The 16,219-nt window shown below is 68.2% G+C and carries 16 protein-coding genes; 4 read left to right on the top strand and 12 right to left on the bottom strand.

The features are described from left to right. The first annotated feature begins 19 nt into the window (after positions 1–19). Positions 20–913: a tRNA pseudouridine(55) synthase TruB gene (truB, locus tag VVR85_RS01210; protein ID WP_368519148.1), complete on the top strand. Its 894-nt coding sequence runs from the start codon at positions 20–22 to the stop codon at positions 911–913. Positions 914–972: 59 nt separating this feature from the next. Here the strand turns inward: truB and VVR85_RS01205 are convergent, their stop codons facing one another. The 9 genes from VVR85_RS01205 to rimP all read right to left on the bottom strand — a co-directional run bounded on the left by VVR85_RS01205 (position 973) and on the right by rimP (position 10,466). Further along, a complete protein-coding gene (locus tag VVR85_RS01205; RefSeq protein ID WP_368519147.1) occupies positions 973–1,641 on the bottom strand; it encodes a 4'-phosphopantetheinyl transferase in 669 nt (222 codons plus the stop codon). A 2-nt stretch (positions 1,642–1,643) separates the two neighbouring features. Next, positions 1,644–2,450 (bottom strand): metallophosphoesterase, encoded by an 807-nt coding sequence (locus tag VVR85_RS01200; protein ID WP_368519146.1) that lies wholly within the window; start codon positions 2,448–2,450, stop codon positions 1,644–1,646. Between the two features lie 38 nt (positions 2,451–2,488). Further along, complete coding sequence (locus tag VVR85_RS01195) at positions 2,489–3,898, bottom strand: MATE family efflux transporter (RefSeq protein WP_368519145.1); 1,410 nt, start codon at positions 3,896–3,898, stop codon at positions 2,489–2,491. Further along, positions 3,898–4,866, bottom strand: coding sequence for a bifunctional oligoribonuclease/PAP phosphatase NrnA (locus tag VVR85_RS01190; RefSeq protein WP_368519144.1), 969 nt, complete (start codon positions 4,864–4,866; stop codon positions 3,898–3,900). The genes VVR85_RS01195 and VVR85_RS01190 overlap by 1 nt, the downstream gene beginning before the upstream one ends. 4 nt (positions 4,867–4,870) lie before the next feature. After that, on the bottom strand, positions 4,871–5,308 hold the full coding sequence (gene rbfA, locus VVR85_RS01185) for a 30S ribosome-binding factor RbfA (RefSeq protein ID WP_070768491.1): 438 nt from the start codon (positions 5,306–5,308) through the stop codon (positions 4,871–4,873). A gap of 166 nt (positions 5,309–5,474) precedes the next feature. Continuing rightward, positions 5,475–8,276, bottom strand: coding sequence for a translation initiation factor IF-2 (gene infB / locus VVR85_RS01180; RefSeq protein ID WP_368519143.1), 2,802 nt, complete (start codon positions 8,274–8,276; stop codon positions 5,475–5,477). 107 nt (positions 8,277–8,383) lie between these two features. Then, positions 8,384–8,743, bottom strand: coding sequence for a YlxR family protein (locus tag VVR85_RS01175; protein WP_368519142.1), 360 nt, complete (start codon positions 8,741–8,743; stop codon positions 8,384–8,386). A gap of 133 nt (positions 8,744–8,876) precedes the next feature. Next, positions 8,877–9,893: a transcription termination factor NusA gene (nusA, locus tag VVR85_RS01170; RefSeq protein WP_368519141.1), complete on the bottom strand. Its 1,017-nt coding sequence runs from the start codon at positions 9,891–9,893 to the stop codon at positions 8,877–8,879. 15 nt (positions 9,894–9,908) lie between these two features. Then, on the bottom strand, positions 9,909–10,466 hold the full coding sequence (rimP, locus tag VVR85_RS01165) for a ribosome maturation factor RimP (protein WP_368519140.1): 558 nt from the start codon (positions 10,464–10,466) through the stop codon (positions 9,909–9,911). A gap of 37 nt (positions 10,467–10,503) precedes the next feature. On the opposite strand from rimP, the gene VVR85_RS01160 reads away from it, so the two are divergent. Both VVR85_RS01160 and VVR85_RS01155 read left to right on the top strand, forming a co-directional pair. Next, positions 10,504–11,424 carry a DUF4439 domain-containing protein gene (locus VVR85_RS01160; RefSeq protein ID WP_368519139.1) on the top strand — a complete coding sequence of 307 codons (921 nt, stop codon included), beginning with the start codon at positions 10,504–10,506 and terminating at the stop codon, positions 11,422–11,424. 217 nt (positions 11,425–11,641) lie between these two features. Next, entirely contained in the window at positions 11,642–11,971 is a 330-nt protein-coding gene (locus VVR85_RS01155; protein ID WP_368519138.1) for a transglycosylase family protein, read from the top strand. Here the strand turns inward: VVR85_RS01155 and VVR85_RS01150 are convergent. Further along, positions 11,968–12,324 (bottom strand): hypothetical protein, encoded by a 357-nt coding sequence (locus VVR85_RS01150; RefSeq protein ID WP_368519137.1) that lies wholly within the window; start codon positions 12,322–12,324, stop codon positions 11,968–11,970. The two genes, VVR85_RS01155 and VVR85_RS01150, sit on opposite strands and share 4 nt — an antisense overlap. Continuing rightward, positions 12,317–14,077 (bottom strand): proline--tRNA ligase, encoded by a 1,761-nt coding sequence (locus tag VVR85_RS01145; protein WP_368519136.1) that lies wholly within the window; start codon positions 14,075–14,077, stop codon positions 12,317–12,319. Before VVR85_RS01145 ends, VVR85_RS01150 begins: the two co-directional genes overlap by 8 nt. Positions 14,078–14,107: 30 nt before the next feature. Here VVR85_RS01145 and yaaA point away from each other — a divergent pair, with 30 nt between their 5' ends. Further along, positions 14,108–14,872 carry a peroxide stress protein YaaA gene (gene yaaA, locus VVR85_RS01140; protein ID WP_368519135.1) on the top strand — a complete coding sequence of 255 codons (765 nt, stop codon included), beginning with the start codon at positions 14,108–14,110 and terminating at the stop codon, positions 14,870–14,872. 18 nt (positions 14,873–14,890) lie between these two features. Here yaaA and VVR85_RS01135 read toward each other — a convergent pair whose 3' ends face one another. Beyond that, positions 14,891–16,183 carry a DUF4921 family protein gene (locus tag VVR85_RS01135; protein ID WP_368519134.1) on the bottom strand — a complete coding sequence of 431 codons (1,293 nt, stop codon included), beginning with the start codon at positions 16,181–16,183 and terminating at the stop codon, positions 14,891–14,893. Positions 16,184–16,219 lie beyond the last annotated feature (36 nt).

Here is a 16,219-nt window from a genome sequence, read left to right as displayed (position 1 = left end):
TGCCCTAGACTCGAAGGCCATGACGGATCCTCTCGCTAGCTCTGGACTGGTAATTGTGGACAAGTCCGCGGGCATGACCTCACACGATGTCGTGGCCCGGCTGCGCCGCTATTTCGGCACCCGCAAAGTCGGCCACGCCGGCACCCTCGACCCGATGGCCACCGGAGTGCTCATCGCCGGGCTGGAGCGCGGCACGAAATTCCTCGCCCACCTCGTCGCGGCTACCAAGGCCTATGAGGCCACCATCCGCCTGGGCGCGGCGACCACAACCGACGACGCCGAAGGCGAAATCACCTCGCGCGGGGCCACCGAGGAAATCGACGATGCCCGCATCTACGCCGCCATCCAGGACCTGCGCGGCGATATCATGCAGCGGCCGGCCAGCGTCTCCGCCATCAAGATCGCCGGCAAGCGCGCCCACGAGCGGGTGCGCGACGGCGAGGACGTGGACATCCCCGCCCGCCCGGTGACCATCCACTCCTTTGAGGTGCACTCCATTGCCCGGACCGACGGCTGGATCGATATCGAGTGCAGCGTGGAGTGTTCCTCCGGCACCTATATCCGCTCCCTGGCCCGCGACCTGGGGGAAGCGCTGGGCTGCGGCGGGCACCTGACCGCCCTGCGGCGCACGGCCGTGGGCAATTTCCGCCTGTCTGATTCCGCTCCCCTGGCCGAGCTCGAGGATTCTCCCCGCCTGTCACTCTCCCTCGACGAGGCGCTCACCCGCTGCTACCCCGTCCTCGAGGTCACCGCCGACGAGCAGGCCGCGCTCGCGATGGGACAGTGGCTTGAGCCCCGCGGGCTGGAGGGCACGCACGCCGCCGTCGGCCCCGACGGGCGCGCGGTCGCCCTAGTCAAGGAGAAGGGCAAGCGCCTGGCCACCGTCTTCGTGGCGCGCCCGTCCACGCTCTAGCCCGCTGCTTTCCGTCCCGGATTCTCCAGCCTTGCGTTCCGCCGGCCCGGATTCCGGGTTCAGGGAAAGTTGACGTCCACCGTCGTGGCGACCACCACGTAGCCGTCCCGGACCAGCCAGCGCCCGGAGATAAACGGCACGGGGGTGGGCCTGACCAAAAGGTAAGAAATCAGCGTGCCGTCCTCGCGCAGGTCGATCTCGGCCTGTTCGAAACCCAACCAGCGGTCCGTCATGGGGAACCACGCCTTGTAGGTGGCCTCCTTGGCGCAGAACAGCAACCGGTCGGCGAACGGGATACCCGCGGCGCGCAGCCGGTAGAGCTGGGGGATCTCGCCGGAGCGGGCGATCATCGCCAGCACGCCCTCCGGCAGCTCTTCGGCCGGTTCGGCGTCCAGTCCCAGCGAGCGCACCTTGGTGGTGGGCGCCGCCACGGCCGCGCGGAAACCCTCGGTGTGTGTCATGGAGCCGGTAAACCCCTCCGGCCAGAGCGGCTTGCCCCGCTCGCCGCGCAGGATCGGCTCACTGCCGGTGTAGCCGGCCTCCCGCAGGGCCTCGTGGGCGCACCAGCGGGCGTCGCCGAACTCGGATTTGCGGACGTTGACCGACCGGGAGACGATGGATTGCTCCAGCGGGTGCAGCGCCTGGAAATTCATCAGGTCGGAATGCTCCGAGCGGGTCCGCACGTAGCAGAACCGGGCGGAGTCCGGGAACAGGCTTGGCTCGAGCATGATCAGTCCTCCTCCCGCAAGACCGGGTACGGCCAGGTTGGCCGGCGGTCGGCTCCCCACTGGCGCCACTGGCGCGGGTAGCCCAGGGAAACCTCGTGGTGCTCCACGCCATCGACCACGGTCGTGCCCGGCATATGCAGATGCCCGTAAATAACGGCGCTGGCGTCGTAGCGCTTAGCCCAGGAGCGGGTATGGCGCGTGCCGCACCACAGGCTGATCTCCGGGATCCCCAGCCGCAGCGTCGGCTCCTGGACCAACGGCCAGTGGTTGACCAGCACCGTCGGACCGGAAATCCGGGACAGGCGCTTGATGGTATAGGCCAGCCGATCCCAGCACCAGGCGCGGATGTCCACGAAAGGCGCGATGGCGAAGTCGTCCGTCATCACCAGCTGGGCCTCCCGCGCGGCGGCCAAGGCCTCCTCCACGCTGACCCCGGGGCGGCGGAAGCTGTAGTCGTAGAGCGTAAACAAGCCCGCCACTGTGTGCCCGGCGAAGACCGGGTACGGGTCCTCCGGGGTGTAGATGCCTAGGTCCCGGCAGCCGGCGACGAGCTCGTCGTATTTATCGCGGCCGCGGTAGCGGTCCCCCGACCGGCTGAACAGCTCGTGGTTGCCGGGGACCCAGATGACCTCGGCGAAGCGGGACTTTAGCTGCCGCAGCACCCGCAGCACGAGCTCGCTGCGCTCCGCGACGTCGCCGGCGACGATGAGCCAGTCCTGGGGGTTGTTCGGCGCCAAGCCGTCGATGTGCGGCGTGTTCGCCTTGACGGCGGCGTGCAGGTCCGCGACCGCCCACAGGGTGCGTGGCACCTGGTCCTCCTCGTTGTCGCTGTCGGTTCAGTTGGCTGCTATTCCGCGTCCGCCACCGCGCGGGGCTCGACGACGGCCCAGCGCATGGAGTAGAAACGGTATACCACCGCGATTGTACGCAAAGCGATAAACGCCCCGAGGCCCAACCAAATCCCCAGCAGGCCCCCGTCGGCGGCATAGGCCAACCAGATGCCGGGCAAAAAGCCCACCAGGACCGAACCGATGGTGATGTTGCGCAGGTAGGCGGCGTCGCCCGCGCCCAGCAGGACGCCGTCGAAGGCGAAGAGGATGCCACCGGCAACCACCATCGCCACCATGACCCACCAGGGCCCGCGCATGGCCTCAATCACCGCGTCGGAATTGGTAAAGATCCGCGGAATGACCCCGGCGCCCAGCGCGAAAATCGCGGCGAGTACCGCGGCGAAGCCGGCCGAATAGTGCATAATGCGTCCGCCGGTGCGGCGGGCGGCCTGCGCCGAGCCGGCGCCCAGGGCCGCGCCGATAAGCGTCTGCGCCGCGATCGCCAGGGAATCCAACACGAGCGTCAGGAAGTTCCACAGCTGCAGCATGACCTGGTGCGCGGCCAGGGAGGCCGTGCCGAAGCGGCCCGCCACGGCGGCCGCGGACAGGAAGGCGACCTGGAAGCTCAACGAGCGCAGGATGAGGTCCCGGCCCAGCACCAACTGGCGGCCGATGACTCGCGGGCGGACCTTCCAGGACCCGCCGTGCTGCCGGGCCAGTTCGATGAGAAAAAGCGTGGCCACGATCCCCATGCCCAGCACGTTGGCCGCCGCCGAGCCCGGCAGGCCCCAGAGGTGGACAAAGATGGGCACGCAGATAGCCCCGGGGATAACCCCGGCCAGGGTGAAAACCAGCGGCTTGCGGGTATTTTGCACGCCGCGCATCCAGCCGTTGCCGGCCATGACCACCAGGGTGATGGGGATGGCCAGGGCCGCGATGTGCAGCCACTGGGCCGCCCGCGCGGCGGTGTCGGCGTTGCCGGTCATCCACCACGTAATTTGCTCGGCAAAAAGCCACATGAGAACCGCCAGCGCCGTGCCGACGCCGAGGGCCACCCAGGTGGCCTGGATGCCTTCGGCGACGGCCTCCGCGCGCTTGCCCGCCCCGTACAGGCGCGCGCCGCGGGCCGTGGTGCCATAAGACAAAAACGTCAGCTGCGTGGTCACCACCGACTGCACCGCGGCCGCCGCGCCCAGCGCCGCCAGGTCCTCGGCGCCCAAACGGCCGACGACGGCCGTATCAAACAGGAGGTAGAGCGGCATCGCGGCCAGCACGCCAAGCGCGGGAAGTGCGAGCCCCAGGATGCGCCGCAGGGTGACCTCCGGGGCCTTCCCGCCGGTCGTGGTGGCCTCCTTCGCGGCGGCATCGCTCGTGGCGGCAGCGCTCGCGTCGGGGGTGGTATCGGCAGAGTTTTCGTCTTTAGTCATTAATACGTGCGTACAACTTCCACTAACTTCTCAGTGATTTCTTCCGGGGTGCCGTGGGCGGTGTAGCCGGCGGCCGGGACGTGCCCGCCGCCGCCGAAGCGCAGGGCGATGGACGAGCAGTCCACGACCGAGGAACGCAGCGAGGTCGCAAAGACACCCGGCGCCTGCTCCTTGAACACGACGCCGATGTCCGTGCCGTCCAGGGCGCGGACGAACTCCACCAGCGACTCCACGGCGGCATCGGAGTGATCCCCGATATCGGCCAGGCGGCCCACCAGCACGCCGAGCGTGTGGGAGCCGGCCTCGACGACCTGCACGCCGGCGAGGACCCGTCCCAGCATCTGCAGATCGGAAGCGGTGGTGCTATCGAGCAGTTCGACTGCGATCTGTTTGGTGTCGAGCCCGTAGTGCATCAGGCGCGCGGCGTATTCGTGCATGGCCGGCCGGCCCCACCTGAAGCTACCGGTGTCCGTGACCAGCCCGGCGTAGAGCGCGTGCGCGATGTCCTTGTTCATCTGCACGTCGAGCATGTCCAGGATCTGCGTCAGGGCCACGGTGGTGGACTCGCAATCGCAGTCCACCAGGTTGACCGAGCCGAAGCCGGGGTTCGAGGCGTGGTGATCGATGCAGACCACCCGCCCGGCCGCCGCCTGCTCCTCCACCGCTTGGGCCAGCGAACCGGTGCGATCCAGCGAGCCGCAGTCCACGGTGACGTACAGGTCGTAGCCGTCCGGCAGGTCATCGACGAGCTCGACGGCCTCCGCGCCGGGGATGGTGAGCAGGTTGCGGGAGATCTCCCGGCGCTGCCCGATGACGACGCGGGTGGTTTTGTCGAACTGCCGCAGCGCCATATTCAACGCGCAGGCCGATCCCACCGCGTCGGCATCCGGTCGCAGGTGGGTGATGATGCACACGCTGTCCGCTGCGCGCATCGCCGCCACTACCCGCTCATAGTCCTGTTCGAGCACGGGTTTACTCGCTTTCCTTCTCCTTATACGGGTTCGCCTCGCCGGCCGGCTGGGCGTTTTCCTTCAGCTTCGCCAGCTCGGCGTCGCGGGCGCGGGCCTTTTCCAGCAGCTGTTCCATGTGCGCCGAGGACTCCGGCACGGTGTCGACCTCGAAGCTCAGCGTCGGGGTGAAACGCACGCCCAGCTGGTCGCCGACCAGCTTGCGCAGCTGGCCGCGGGCGCGGTGCAGGGCCTCGGCGGCGGCGTCGAAGTCCGGCTCGTCGTCGATGTCGCGGCCGCGGACCGTGTAGTAGACCGTCGCGTCGTGCAGATCCCCGGTCACCCGGGTGTCGGTGACCGTCACCAGCTCCACGCGGCGGTCCTTGATGTTGTGTTCGAGGGCGTTAGCAACAATTGCCTGAATCCTCTTCGCCATGCGTCCCGCGCGTGCGTGGTCTGCCATTGCTCCTCCTAGACCTGAGTTGGAAAAATCGATCTTCAAGCTAATCTATTCTATCTTCCCCGCGCAACGAAAAATCCCCGCCACGCACGATGGCGGGGCGGGGACAATCGCTTCCGGTAGTACACCTACCGGTTAGCGCCAGCTAGTAGCTGGCAACTGGCAGGAACTAGTCGCGCGGGACCTCGACCTCTTCGTAGGCCTGGATCTGGTCGCCGACCTGGATGTCCGGGAAGGACAGGACCATACCGCACTCGTAGCCGGCGTTGATCTCGTTGGCGTCGTCCTTCTCGTGACGCAGCGACTCGATGCGGGCATCGCTGGCGATGACGTTGCCATCGCGGACGATGCGCACCTTGCCGTTGCGCTTGACCTGGCCTTCGGTGACCATACAACCCGCGATGGTGCCCACGGCGGAGGACTTGAACAGTGCGCGGATTTCGGCCGCACCGGTCTCGCGCTCCTCGTAGATGGGCTTGAGCATGCCCTTGAGGGCCTTCTCCACATCCTCGATGGCGCGGTAGATAACCGTGTAGTAGCGGATATCCACGCCCTCTTGGTTGGCCTCGTTGGTCGCCTTGCCCTCAGCGCGAACGTTGAAGGCGATGATGACGGCATCGGAAGCCGCCGCCAGGGTGACGTTGGTCTGGGTGACCGCACCGACGCCGCGGTCGATGACGTTGAGCTGCACCTCGTCGTCGACCTCGATGTCCAGCAGGGCGTCTTCCAGAGCCTCGACCGAACCGGCGTTGTCGCCCTTGAGGATCAGGTTCAGCGTCGAGGTCTCCTTCAGCACCGCATCCAGATCCTCCAGGGACACGCGCTTGCGGGCCTTGGCCTGCATAGCGGAACGCTTGCGGGCGTCACGCTGGGCGGCGATCTGGCGCGCCACGCGGTCGTCCTCGACCACCAGCAGGTTGTCGCCGGCGCCCGGGACACCGTTGAGGCCCTGGACCTGGACCGGGCGGGACGGGCCCGCCTCTTCCACGTCGTTGCCGAACTCGTCGAGCATGCGGCGCACGCGGCCGAAGGAGTCGCCCACGACGATGGAGTCGCCGATGCGCAGCGTACCGCGCTGGACGATGACCGTAGCCACCGGGCCACGGCCGCGGTCCAGGTAGGCCTCGATGGCCACGCCCTGGGCGTCCATGTCCGGGTTGGCGGTCAGCTCGAGGGCCGCGTCCGCGGTCAGGACGACCGCCTCCAGCAGCTCCTCGATGTTCTGGCCCGCCTTGGCGGAGATGTCCACGAACATGGTGTCGCCGCCGTACTCTTCCGGCACCAGGCCGTACTCGGTGAGCTGGCCACGGATCTTGTCCGGCTGAGCCTCCGGCTTATCGATCTTGTTCACCGCCACCACGACCGGGATGTCCGCGGCCTTGGCGTGATTGATGGCCTCAATGGTCTGCGGCATGACGCCGTCATCAGCGGCCACGACCAGGATGGCCAGGTCCGTGGACTTGGCACCGCGGGCACGCATGGCGGTAAACGCCTCGTGGCCCGGGGTATCCAGGAAGGTGATGGCGCGATCGCCGCCGTCGACCTCCACGTCTACCTGGTAAGCACCGATGCCCTGGGTAATGCCGCCGGCCTCACCCTCGCGCTCGTTGGTCTTACGGATGGTGTCCAACAGGCGGGTCTTACCGTGGTCGACGTGACCCATGACGGTGACCACCGGCGGGCGCTTAGCGAGGTCTTCCTCGCTGCCCTCGTCCTCACCGAACTGCAGGTCGAAGGACTCGAGCAGCTCGCGGTCCTCGTCCTCCGGGGAGACGACCTCGACCTTGTAGTTGATCTCGGCACCCAGCAGCTGCAGGGTCTCCTCCGAGACGGAAGCGGTAGCGGTGACCATCTCGCCCAGGTTGAACAGCGCCTGGACCAGGGCGGCCGGATCCGCGCCGATCTTCTCGGCGAAGTCCGCCAGCGAAGCACCGCGGCGCAGACGCACGGTCTTGCCGCCGCCGTCGGGCAGGCGAACGCCGCCGACGACGTGCTTCTGCTGCTCCTCAAACTCGTGCCGCTTCTGACGCTTCGACTTCTTGCCCTTGCGGGGTGCGCCACCCGGCCGGCCGAATGCGCCGGCGGTACCGCCGCGACGACCGCCACGGCCACCGCGGAAACCGCCCGGACCGTGACCCGGGCCGCCACCGCGGCCGCGACCACCCCGGCCGCCACCGCCGCCATTGGCGGACTTGGACGGCATGGAAGCGGGGTTCGGGTGCGACGGCATCATCGCCGGGGTAGGACGGCGACCGCCGCCCTGACCGCCGGAGGACTGGCCGCCGCGCGGCTTGTTGTCGCCGCGGCCCTGGCCCGGCTTGTTGCCGCCGGAACGCGGGCCCTTGGTGCCGCCCGGACGCGGGCCGCCCTTGCCGCCACCGCGCGGCTCGCTGGAGCCGCCAGTGGAAAACGGGTTGTTGGCCACCCGGCGGGTGCCACCCGGCTTCGGCATCGGGCGCGGCATGGCATTGCCCGGGGTCGGGCGCTCGCCGCCGCGCGACTTGTTGTCGCCACGGCCCTGGCCCGGCTTCGGGGCTGCCTTGCCCGCACCCGGCTTGGGGGCGGACTTGCCCGCGCCCGGCTTCGGGGCCTCCTGGCCCGGCTTCGGGGCAGCCGACTTAGCGGCGCCCGGCTTGGGCGCACCCGGCTTCGGGGCAGCCTTGCCCGCACCCGGCTTGGGAGCGGACTTGCTAGCGCCCGGCTTCTGGGCTGCCTTGCCAGCACCCGGCTTCGGGGCGGACTTTGCGGCACCCGGCTTGGGCTTGGATTGGTTGGCGGACTTCTGCTCGGCGGCGTTGTCGCCGCCGCCCTGCGCCTCATAGTGGGCGCGCATCTTCTTGACCACCGGCGGTTCGATGGTGGACGAGGCGGTCTTGACGAACTCGCCTTGTTCCTTCAGGGTTGCGAGCAGTTCCTTGCTGGTTACACCGAGCTGTTTAGCCAGCTCGTGAACACGTAGCTTTCCGGCCACTTGTCTCCTCTTGGGTTAGCTAGAGGCCATAAGCGCCGGAAAGGCGGTCATGACCCCTAGGGTTTACGTAGGACTTTCATCGCTGATGCTTCATCGTTGTGCGCTCATCAGTGTTCGGTCTTCCTTACAATCTCAGGGTCTTCCCCACGGCCGTTGCCGGCCGTGGCATGGGGTTCCTTGGCGGATTCTTCCTCCAAGTACTTTCTAATCTGACCTGTGTCCACAGCTGCAGACACGCGAAGAGCCCGCCCGAAGGCGCGCCTTTTCTCCGCTAGCTCGTAGGCAGCCAGGGTGGGCTGGATCCACGCTCCCCTCCCCGGATGTGAACGCTGCGGATCGGGCACGGCGATGACCGTGCCGTCTGGGGTGGTGGTTGCCACCACGCGCAGCAATTCCGAGTCAGGATGCGTCGTTCGGTGGGCGATACAAGTGCGAAGCCGGATGGGCCGGGCCCGATTAGCTCGCACTCATTACCTCCGAATCTTGGCTGTGCTCCATGAAACCTGGCCGCGTTAGGGCCGTCCAATAGTTTACGGCAAAGTGGACTAAAAATGAACTTAGGCCCCACACTCCGCGTGTGGGGCCTAACTCGTCTCGCGCCTATTCGTGGGCGGCGGCGTCCGCGTCCGAATGGATGTCGATCTTCCAGCCGGTCAGGCGGGCGGCCAGGCGGGCGTTTTGGCCTTCCTTGCCGATGGCCAGGGACAGCTGGTAGTCCGGCACGGTCACGCGGGCGACCTGGGCGTCCGGGTCGAGCACCTCGACGCGCACCACCTTGGACGGGGCCAGGGCGTTGCCGACGTAGACCTCCGGGGAATCGTGGTAGTCGATGATGTCGATCTTCTCTCCGCCGAGCTCGCGCATGATGTTGTTCACGCGCTGGCCGCGGGGGCCGATGCAGGCGCCCTTGGCGTTGAGCCCCTTGACGGTGCCGCGGACGGAGACCTTCGAGCGGTGGCCGGCCTCGCGGGCGATCGCCAGGATCTCCACGGCCTTATCGGCGACCTCTGGGACCTCGAGCTCGAAGAGCCCGCGGACCAGCTCCGGGTGGGTGCGCGAGAGGTTGATCTGGACGTTGTTGCCGTTGCGGCTGACCCCTACGACGTAGGCCTTGACGCGGTCGCCGTGCTCCAGCTTCTCGCCCGGGATCTGCTCGGCCGGCAGCAGGATGCCGTCCTGGGGCTCGGCCTCGGTGCCCAGCTGGACGACGATGATGCCGCGGGCATTCAGCGTGGCCTCGCGCTCGACGATGCCGGAGACCACCGTGCCCTGGATGTGAGAGTAGGAATCGAAAGTGCGATCGGCCTCGGCCATGCGCAGGCGGCCGTAGATGGCCTCGCGGACCGCCCGGGCACCGACGCGGCCGAAGTTTTCCGGCGTGTCATCGTATTCGGTGGCCAGCTCCCCCGTCTCCGGGTCCAGCTCGCTGACGATGACGGCGACCGCGCCGGTCTCCGAGTCGATGTCCACGCGGGCCTTGGCGTTGTCCCGGGCCGAGCCGCCGCGGTAGTCCAGGTAGGAGCTCAGCAGGGCGCCCGCGATGGAGCGCAGCAGCTCAGATACCGGAACCTCGCGTTCCTTTTCGATGGCTCGCAGTGCCGCCAGATCAATATTCACTTGTCGATCCTCTCGTTAGGCCGAGACGCGCTCGGCCGCATGTTCAAAGTCTTCGCGCGCGATTTCCAGCTCGGCGGCTGAAGGTTGCGCGAATTCAATTTCTACCACTGCCCGGGCGATATTAGCCAATCGCAGGATCTCCACCTCGAGGTCCTTCTTGACCGTGCGGACGACGATGACCTCGGTGTTGTCCGCGTTGAGGGCGCCCAGCCGCCAGACGGTGCGCTGGCCCGGGGCATCGGCCAGCTCGACGGCCACCCGGCGGCCCTGGTTGCGGCGGAAGTGCCGCGGGGCAGTAAGTGGCAGGTCCACGCCCGGGGTGGAGACCTCCAGGGTGTAACCGGCGCCGAAGTTGAGCTCGCCGGCGTCCTCGGCGGCATCAAAGCGCTGGGAGATGAGATCGGAGACCTCCTCCAGCACGTCCGAGGTCGGCCGCTTATCCCCGTCCACACGGATGATTACCTGTGATTTCTTGCCCGCCCGCGTGGTCTTGATGTCTTCGACGTCGAGGCCGCGGTCCTGAATGAGCGGTTGCACGAATTCCGTCAATGTTGCCGAGTCTGGGAAAGCCATAACCTCTAGCCTAACCCGACCGGGTACAGTCTCTTGCGTGAACCGCCGAAAGCTAGCCGCCCCTGCCGTCGCCGTTATTGCGCTCGTGCCCGCCACGACCGCCTGCCAACCCGTGGTGGACTATTTCGGTCCCCGGCCGGACGCCACCCTGGTGGAGCTGGCCCAGGCCGCGGAGGCAGACGCCCAGGCTTTGAATACCACCGATCCCGAAAACGCAGACTTGCGCCAGGGCCAGGCCGACGCCCTCTACGCGGAGGTCGCCCGCCTGTGCGGCACCCGGGACGGACAAGTGCCGGAGTCGTGCGAAGTAGAGCACGCCACCGAAGCCACAGCCGACGGACAAACTGCCCCGGGCGAAGGCGCCGAAGACTCCGTGGACTCCGCGGCCGTGCTCACCCGGGCCCGCGACGCGGTGCTTGGCCAGCTCACCGCCGTGACGGCGGAGTCCCGCCCCCTGGTCACCGACCAGGCCATCGATCTCTCGGCCGCTGTCAATAGCCTCGCCGCGGAGGCTGGCGCGGGCGCGGATTCCGAGTCCGATCCCGCGCCCGAGCTGGCCGTCGATACCCTCGATCCGGAGCAGGCAGAGGCCGCGCGCGAGCTGTTGGACTGGGAATACCAGCAGTCCTTCGGCCTGGACTTCGCCCGCGCGTTCGCCGAGCCCTGGCTCGAGCCCATCATCGACGCCCGCTTGGACGCGCACGCGCACCTGACCGCCCAGCTCCAACAGGCGCTGGCGGCCACCGGCGACGTTCCGCAGCCGGCCGCCGGCTACGAGCCGGCCGGGCTGGAGCTGCCCACGGACGCGGCCAGCGCCGAACAGTTCGTGCGGTCCCTGCGCGAATCCAACGCCGAGACCTGGCGGGCTGCCGCCACCGAGGAGGCCGCGCGCTTGAGCGGGCAGTCGGCCTCCACCGAGTGGCGCGACTGGCTCATCGCGGTCGCCGCCCGCTCCTAGCGGGATTGATCGCGGTTGCGGCGGCGTCGCGGGCACCCCGGCGCAGCGGCGAGCTTAACGCCGCCTGAACGGGCGGCCAGAAAACCGTTATCGGTTTTTGCGGAGGTTTTCATTGCATGGCCGCGGGGGACGATCCTAAGTTGGACGGTCGTTGGTTGCCGACGGGCTCGGTAGCTCATGCAACCAGACAGACCTTGCAGCCTATTTTTAGGAGTTTATGTTTTCCCGGAAGTCTTTCCTGTCCGCCGCAGCCGCTACCGCGATCGGTGTCGCCGGCCTCGCCGCCCCGACCGCGGGCGCCGCTAGCGCCGACGCCTGGCAGCAGGTAGCCGCCTGCGAGTCCGGCGGCGACTGGTCGATCAACACCGGCAACGGCTACTACGGCGGCCTGCAGTTCAACGCCCAGACCTGGGCGGCACACGGCGGCCAGCAGTACGCCCCGCAGGCCGACCAGGCCACCCCGGAACAGCAGATCGCCGTGGCGGAAAACGTCCTGGCCACCCAGGGCCCGGGCGCCTGGCCGAACTGCGGCGGCCCGCTGGGCTAGTTCGCCTGATAGATACGGCGCGCCAGCTGCAGCATGGGAATCTGCAGCGGCAAGCGCACCACGTGATAGCAGCGCTTCGGCACCGAGCCGGAGCGCTCTTTCCATGCGTGGTAGAAGTTGGCCGGCCACACCGCCAGCAGCAAGGCGTACGCGCTGGCCGCGCCCGCCCGGCGGGTGTCCTTGCGCCGCAGCAGGCCGGCGGTGGCTAGCTCCCACAGCCCCGAGGCGTAGTTGTACAGCCGCGGGTGGCCGGGCAGCTGCGGCGGGACGATGGACTCGAATGCGTCGCGCGCGGCGAAGTGCAGCACTCCCATGCCGCCCAGGGCCGCGGCGAAAACCTGTGCCCTATTCATTGCCACGCACCCGCTCCACCAGGGTGTCGACAATCTCATCAACCGGGACCTCGAGGGTCTCGCCGCCGCGCACGCGCAGCTCGATGATGCCGTCGGCGAAAGAGCGGCCGAGGATGGCGATAAACGGCATGCCCAGTAGCTCGGCGTCCTTGAACTTCACGCCCGGGGAGACCTTGGGGCGGTCGTCGAAGAGGACCTCGATGCCGCGCTGGTCGAGCTTGCCGACCAGCTCATCGCCGGCGGCCATGGCGGCCTGGTCCTTGTTCGCGACGACCACGTGCACCTGGTAGGGCGCGACCTCCACCGGCCAGTTCAGGCCCTTGTCGTCGTGGCGCTGCTCCGCCAGCACGGCCAGCATGCGGGTAATGCCGATGCCGTAGGAGCCCATGGTGGGCGTGGCGCGCTTGCCGTTTTCGTCGAGGATGGACACGTTGAAGGCCTCGGTGTACTTGCGGCCCAGCTGGAAGATGTGGCCCAGCTCGATGCCGCGCTCCAGGCGCAGGGTGCCCTGGCCTTCCGGCGCCGGATCGCCTTCGCGGATTTCGGCGGCCTCGACGAATTCGTCGACGTTAAAGTCGCGGCCGGCCACCAGGCCGACGGTGTGGCGCTGCGGCGCGTCCGCGCCGGTGATCCAGGAGGTGCCGTTGACCACGCGCGGGTCGGCGAGCACGCGCACGCCGTTGTCGTTGAGCGACTTCGGCCCGACGTAGCCCTTGACCAGGAAGTCGTGGCGGGCGAAGTCGGCCTCCTCGGCCAGCTCGAACTCGGCCGGCTCGAGGCTGGCCTCCAGGCGCTTCTCATCCAGCTGGCGATCGCCCGGGATGAGCACGCCGGCCAGCTCCCAGTCCCCGCCCGGCTGGCGGGTCTTGATGACCATGCACTTGAGGGTGTCGGCGGCCTCGACGGCCCGGCCGTCGACCTCGATGCCCGCCTCGCGGGCCCAGTCCACCAGGGCCTCGATGGTGCCGGCCTCCGGGGTCTCGTGGATTTCAGCGGCCGGAGCGCCGGAGAAATCGCGCTCGGCCGGGGCCTGGGTGACCACGGCCTCGACGTTGGCGGCGTAGTCGCCGTCGGTGGCGCGGACGAAGGTGTCCTCGCCCACCGGGGACACGGCCAGGAATTCTTCCGAGGCCGACCCGCCCATCGCGCCCGAGGTGGCCTGGCAGATGGCGTAATCGATCTCCAGGCGGTTGAAGATGTTCTGGTAGGCGCGGCGGTGGCGCTGGTAGCTGTCCTCCAGGCCCTCGTCGGACATGTCGAAGGAATAGGAATCCTTCATGGTGAACTCACGCCCGCGGAGCACGCCCGCGCGGGGGCGCTCCTCGTCGCGGTACTTGGTCTGGATCTGGTACAAGGTCACCGGGAAATCCTTGTAGGACGAGTACATGTCCTTGACCGCGGTGGTGAACATCTCCTCGTGCGTCGGCCCGAGCAGCATGTCCGCGCCCTTGCGGTCCTTCAGGCGGAAGAGGTTGTCGCCGTACTCGGTCCACCGGCTGGTGTCCTCGTAGGGCTCGCGCGGCAGCAGCGCCGGGAAGAGCACTTCCTGGCCGCCGATGGCGTTCATTTCCTGGCGCACGACGTCTTCGATCTTGCGCAGCGCCCGCAACCCCAGCGGCAACCACGTGTAGATGCCCGGCGCGGTTCGGCGCACGTAGCCCGCGCGGACCAGCAGCTTGTGGCTAGGGACTTCCGCATCCGCAGGATCTTCGCGGAGGGTACGTAAAAACAGCTCAGACAGGCGAGTAATCATGTCACAAATATACCCCGCTACCCTAAAGCTATGTTCATGATCCTCCCTCCCTCAGAGACGAAGTCGACCGGCGGCGAAGGCGCGCCCCTTAATCTGGATTCCCTGTCCTTTCCGGCGCTGAACGAAATCCGGCAGGACATAGCCGCGGATCTGAGCGCGCTCGAGCCCCGCGAGGCCCTCGGCGTGCTGGGCATTTCCGAAAAGCTCCTGGCGTCGGCGGAGGCGAACCAACAGCTTTTCACCACCCCCACTACCCCGGCGCTCTACCGCTACACCGGCGTGCTCTACGACGCCCTGGAGCCGGCCAGCCTGCCGCCTGCCGCGCTCGAGCGCCTGGCGGTCGGCTCGGCCCTGTTCGGGGTCGTGCGCGCCGGGGACTTCATCCCGCACTACCGCCTGTCGGGCTCGACCAAGCTGCCCCGGCGCGCCCAGCCCGGGCAGGCCGCGCCCACGATGAAGAAGCGCTGGGGCAAGGCCATCACCAACGAGTTGCGCGCTCTGCAGGAAGACGGCGAGCTCATCATCGACCTGCGCTCCGGAGCCTACAAGCAGCTGGGCCCGGTGCCCGGTGCGCTGACGCTGCGCGTAGAATCCGTGCAGCCGGACGGCAGCCGCAAGGTGGTCAGCCACTTCAACAAGCACTACAAGGGCCTGGCCGCGCGCGAGCTCGCCGGCGCTGAGCAGCCCGCCAGCGATGCCGAGGGGGTGGCCGAGCTGCTGGGCAGTGCCGGCTTCACGGTGGAGCTGCCCGCGACCACCGGCCGGCCCGCCGGGGAACTCACGCTCGTGGTCTAGCCCGCCGCCTTCTGTTCCTTACAGGCTGTAGCGCAGGCAGTTGTGCTCGGTGCGGCACTCGTCGCCGAGGCGGATATCCGGGGCTACCCGGCCTTCCGCGTGGGCGGTAGTCAGCGCGTCGAGCACCTTGTCTTTCAGGCCCCACGGGCTGATGGTGTTGATGTAGATCTTGGTGCCGCCCTCGAAGCCGGCCAGCGTCGAGATGCGCAGCTTGATGAGGATCCGCCAGGGCTGCGGCACGGCCACGTCGACGGGCTGGTGGTGCCATTCCTCGTTGCAAGCCACGGCCGGGCCCACCGCCGCGTGGGCCGCGTGGACCAGGTCACTGACCGCCCGCACTTCCTCGGCGCTCTGGCGCCAGGGGCGGCCGATGGCGGACTTGGAGAAGACCTCCAGCGTCGGGTAGCGGTGCCCGAAGCCGGCGAAAAGCACCGCGTGCTGGTTCTCCGCGATGACGAGGTTGTGCTTCGCGGCGTATCCCACCGCCCACTCGTTGTACATGTTCGGGTGGGAGCGCAGCAGCTGAACCTCCCGCTGGGAGGCCATGCCGCGGTCGTCGATGGCCACCAGCTGCTTGTGCAGGTGCTCAAACGACGCCCCCGCCGGCGCCAACCAGTTCTGGAACGCGGCCACGTAGGAGACGTACCGGTTGTGCTCGTAGAGATCCCGCATGGAGTCGATGCACAGCTGCATCATCCGCAGGTGCTCGTCCGGGGTCAGCCGCCCGGAGGACAATAGCCCGCCGGCGGAGTCCACGTGCCGGTCGGCGATGATGACGTCGTGCCCGCCGCCGAAAAACGGCGCGGCCGCGGCCTGGAATTCCTCCTCCCCGCGGGGCAGGTCCTGCCTGCTGGCTTTGGCCTTCGCCGCGATGATGGCCTCGACGTGGCGGCGGCCCTCCGGGTTCGCGAGGTAAGCCTCCTGGTGGGCGGCGGTGGCGGGGTCCATGCGGTAGCCGTAGTTGGCGCGCCAGTAGTCGTAGGAGACGATTTCGAACAGGTTGGGCACGCGCCTAAACAACGGTGCCGTCGCGTCGAGTTCCGCGGGCATGGCGTGCCGGACGATGGTCCCGTCGGCCAGGATCCGTGCCTTTTCCGGCGGGGTTTCCAGCTTTCGCCCAGTACAGAAGGCGCAGCGCTTATCGTCGTCCCCTTCGGCGGGGTGAGGCGTGCCGTTGGTGGTGGCCAAGGGGCGGTTGCCCCGGCCGGGCACCGTCCACACCTCCGTCCCGGAGAAGGGGTTGACCTGTTTGATGGTGCCGTCGACCATGGTCTGGATGGGCTCGACGCGGGAAAACAACGGCAAGTTCATGCCCTCTACCTTAGGCGGGATCGCGCGGGCCGACGC

Source organism: Corynebacterium sp. LK2590 (assembly GCF_040946105.1).
Taxonomy (GTDB): Bacteria; Actinomycetota; Actinomycetes; order Mycobacteriales; family Mycobacteriaceae; genus Corynebacterium.
The sequence above is the reverse complement of the archived record's forward strand: the minus strand, read 5'-3'. Positions and strand labels throughout refer to the sequence as shown.

What these genes read in the sequence shown, in the direction of transcription:
- VVR85_RS01145 (WP_368519136.1), bottom strand. Translation starts at nt 14,077, where the DNA reads ATGATTACTCGCCTGTCTGAGCTGTTTTTACGTACCCTCCGCGAAGAT.
- VVR85_RS01155 (WP_368519138.1), top strand. Translation starts at nt 11,642, where the DNA reads ATGTTTTCCCGGAAGTCTTTCCTGTCCGCCGCAGCCGCTACCGCGATC.
- VVR85_RS01195 (WP_368519145.1), bottom strand. Translation starts at nt 3,898, where the DNA reads ATGACTAAAGACGAAAACTCTGCCGATACCACCCCCGACGCGAGCGCT.
- rimP (WP_368519140.1), bottom strand. Translation starts at nt 10,466, where the DNA reads ATGGCTTTCCCAGACTCGGCAACATTGACGGAATTCGTGCAACCGCTC.
- VVR85_RS01150 (WP_368519137.1), bottom strand. Translation starts at nt 12,324, where the DNA reads ATGAATAGGGCACAGGTTTTCGCCGCGGCCCTGGGCGGCATGGGAGTG.
- VVR85_RS01205 (WP_368519147.1), bottom strand. Translation starts at nt 1,641, where the DNA reads ATGCTCGAGCCAAGCCTGTTCCCGGACTCCGCCCGGTTCTGCTACGTG.
- VVR85_RS01135 (WP_368519134.1), bottom strand. Translation starts at nt 16,183, where the DNA reads ATGAACTTGCCGTTGTTTTCCCGCGTCGAGCCCATCCAGACCATGGTC.
- yaaA (WP_368519135.1), top strand. Translation starts at nt 14,108, where the DNA reads ATGTTCATGATCCTCCCTCCCTCAGAGACGAAGTCGACCGGCGGCGAA.
- truB (WP_368519148.1), top strand. Translation starts at nt 20, where the DNA reads ATGACGGATCCTCTCGCTAGCTCTGGACTGGTAATTGTGGACAAGTCC.
- rbfA (WP_070768491.1), bottom strand. Translation starts at nt 5,308, where the DNA reads ATGGCAGACCACGCACGCGCGGGACGCATGGCGAAGAGGATTCAGGCA.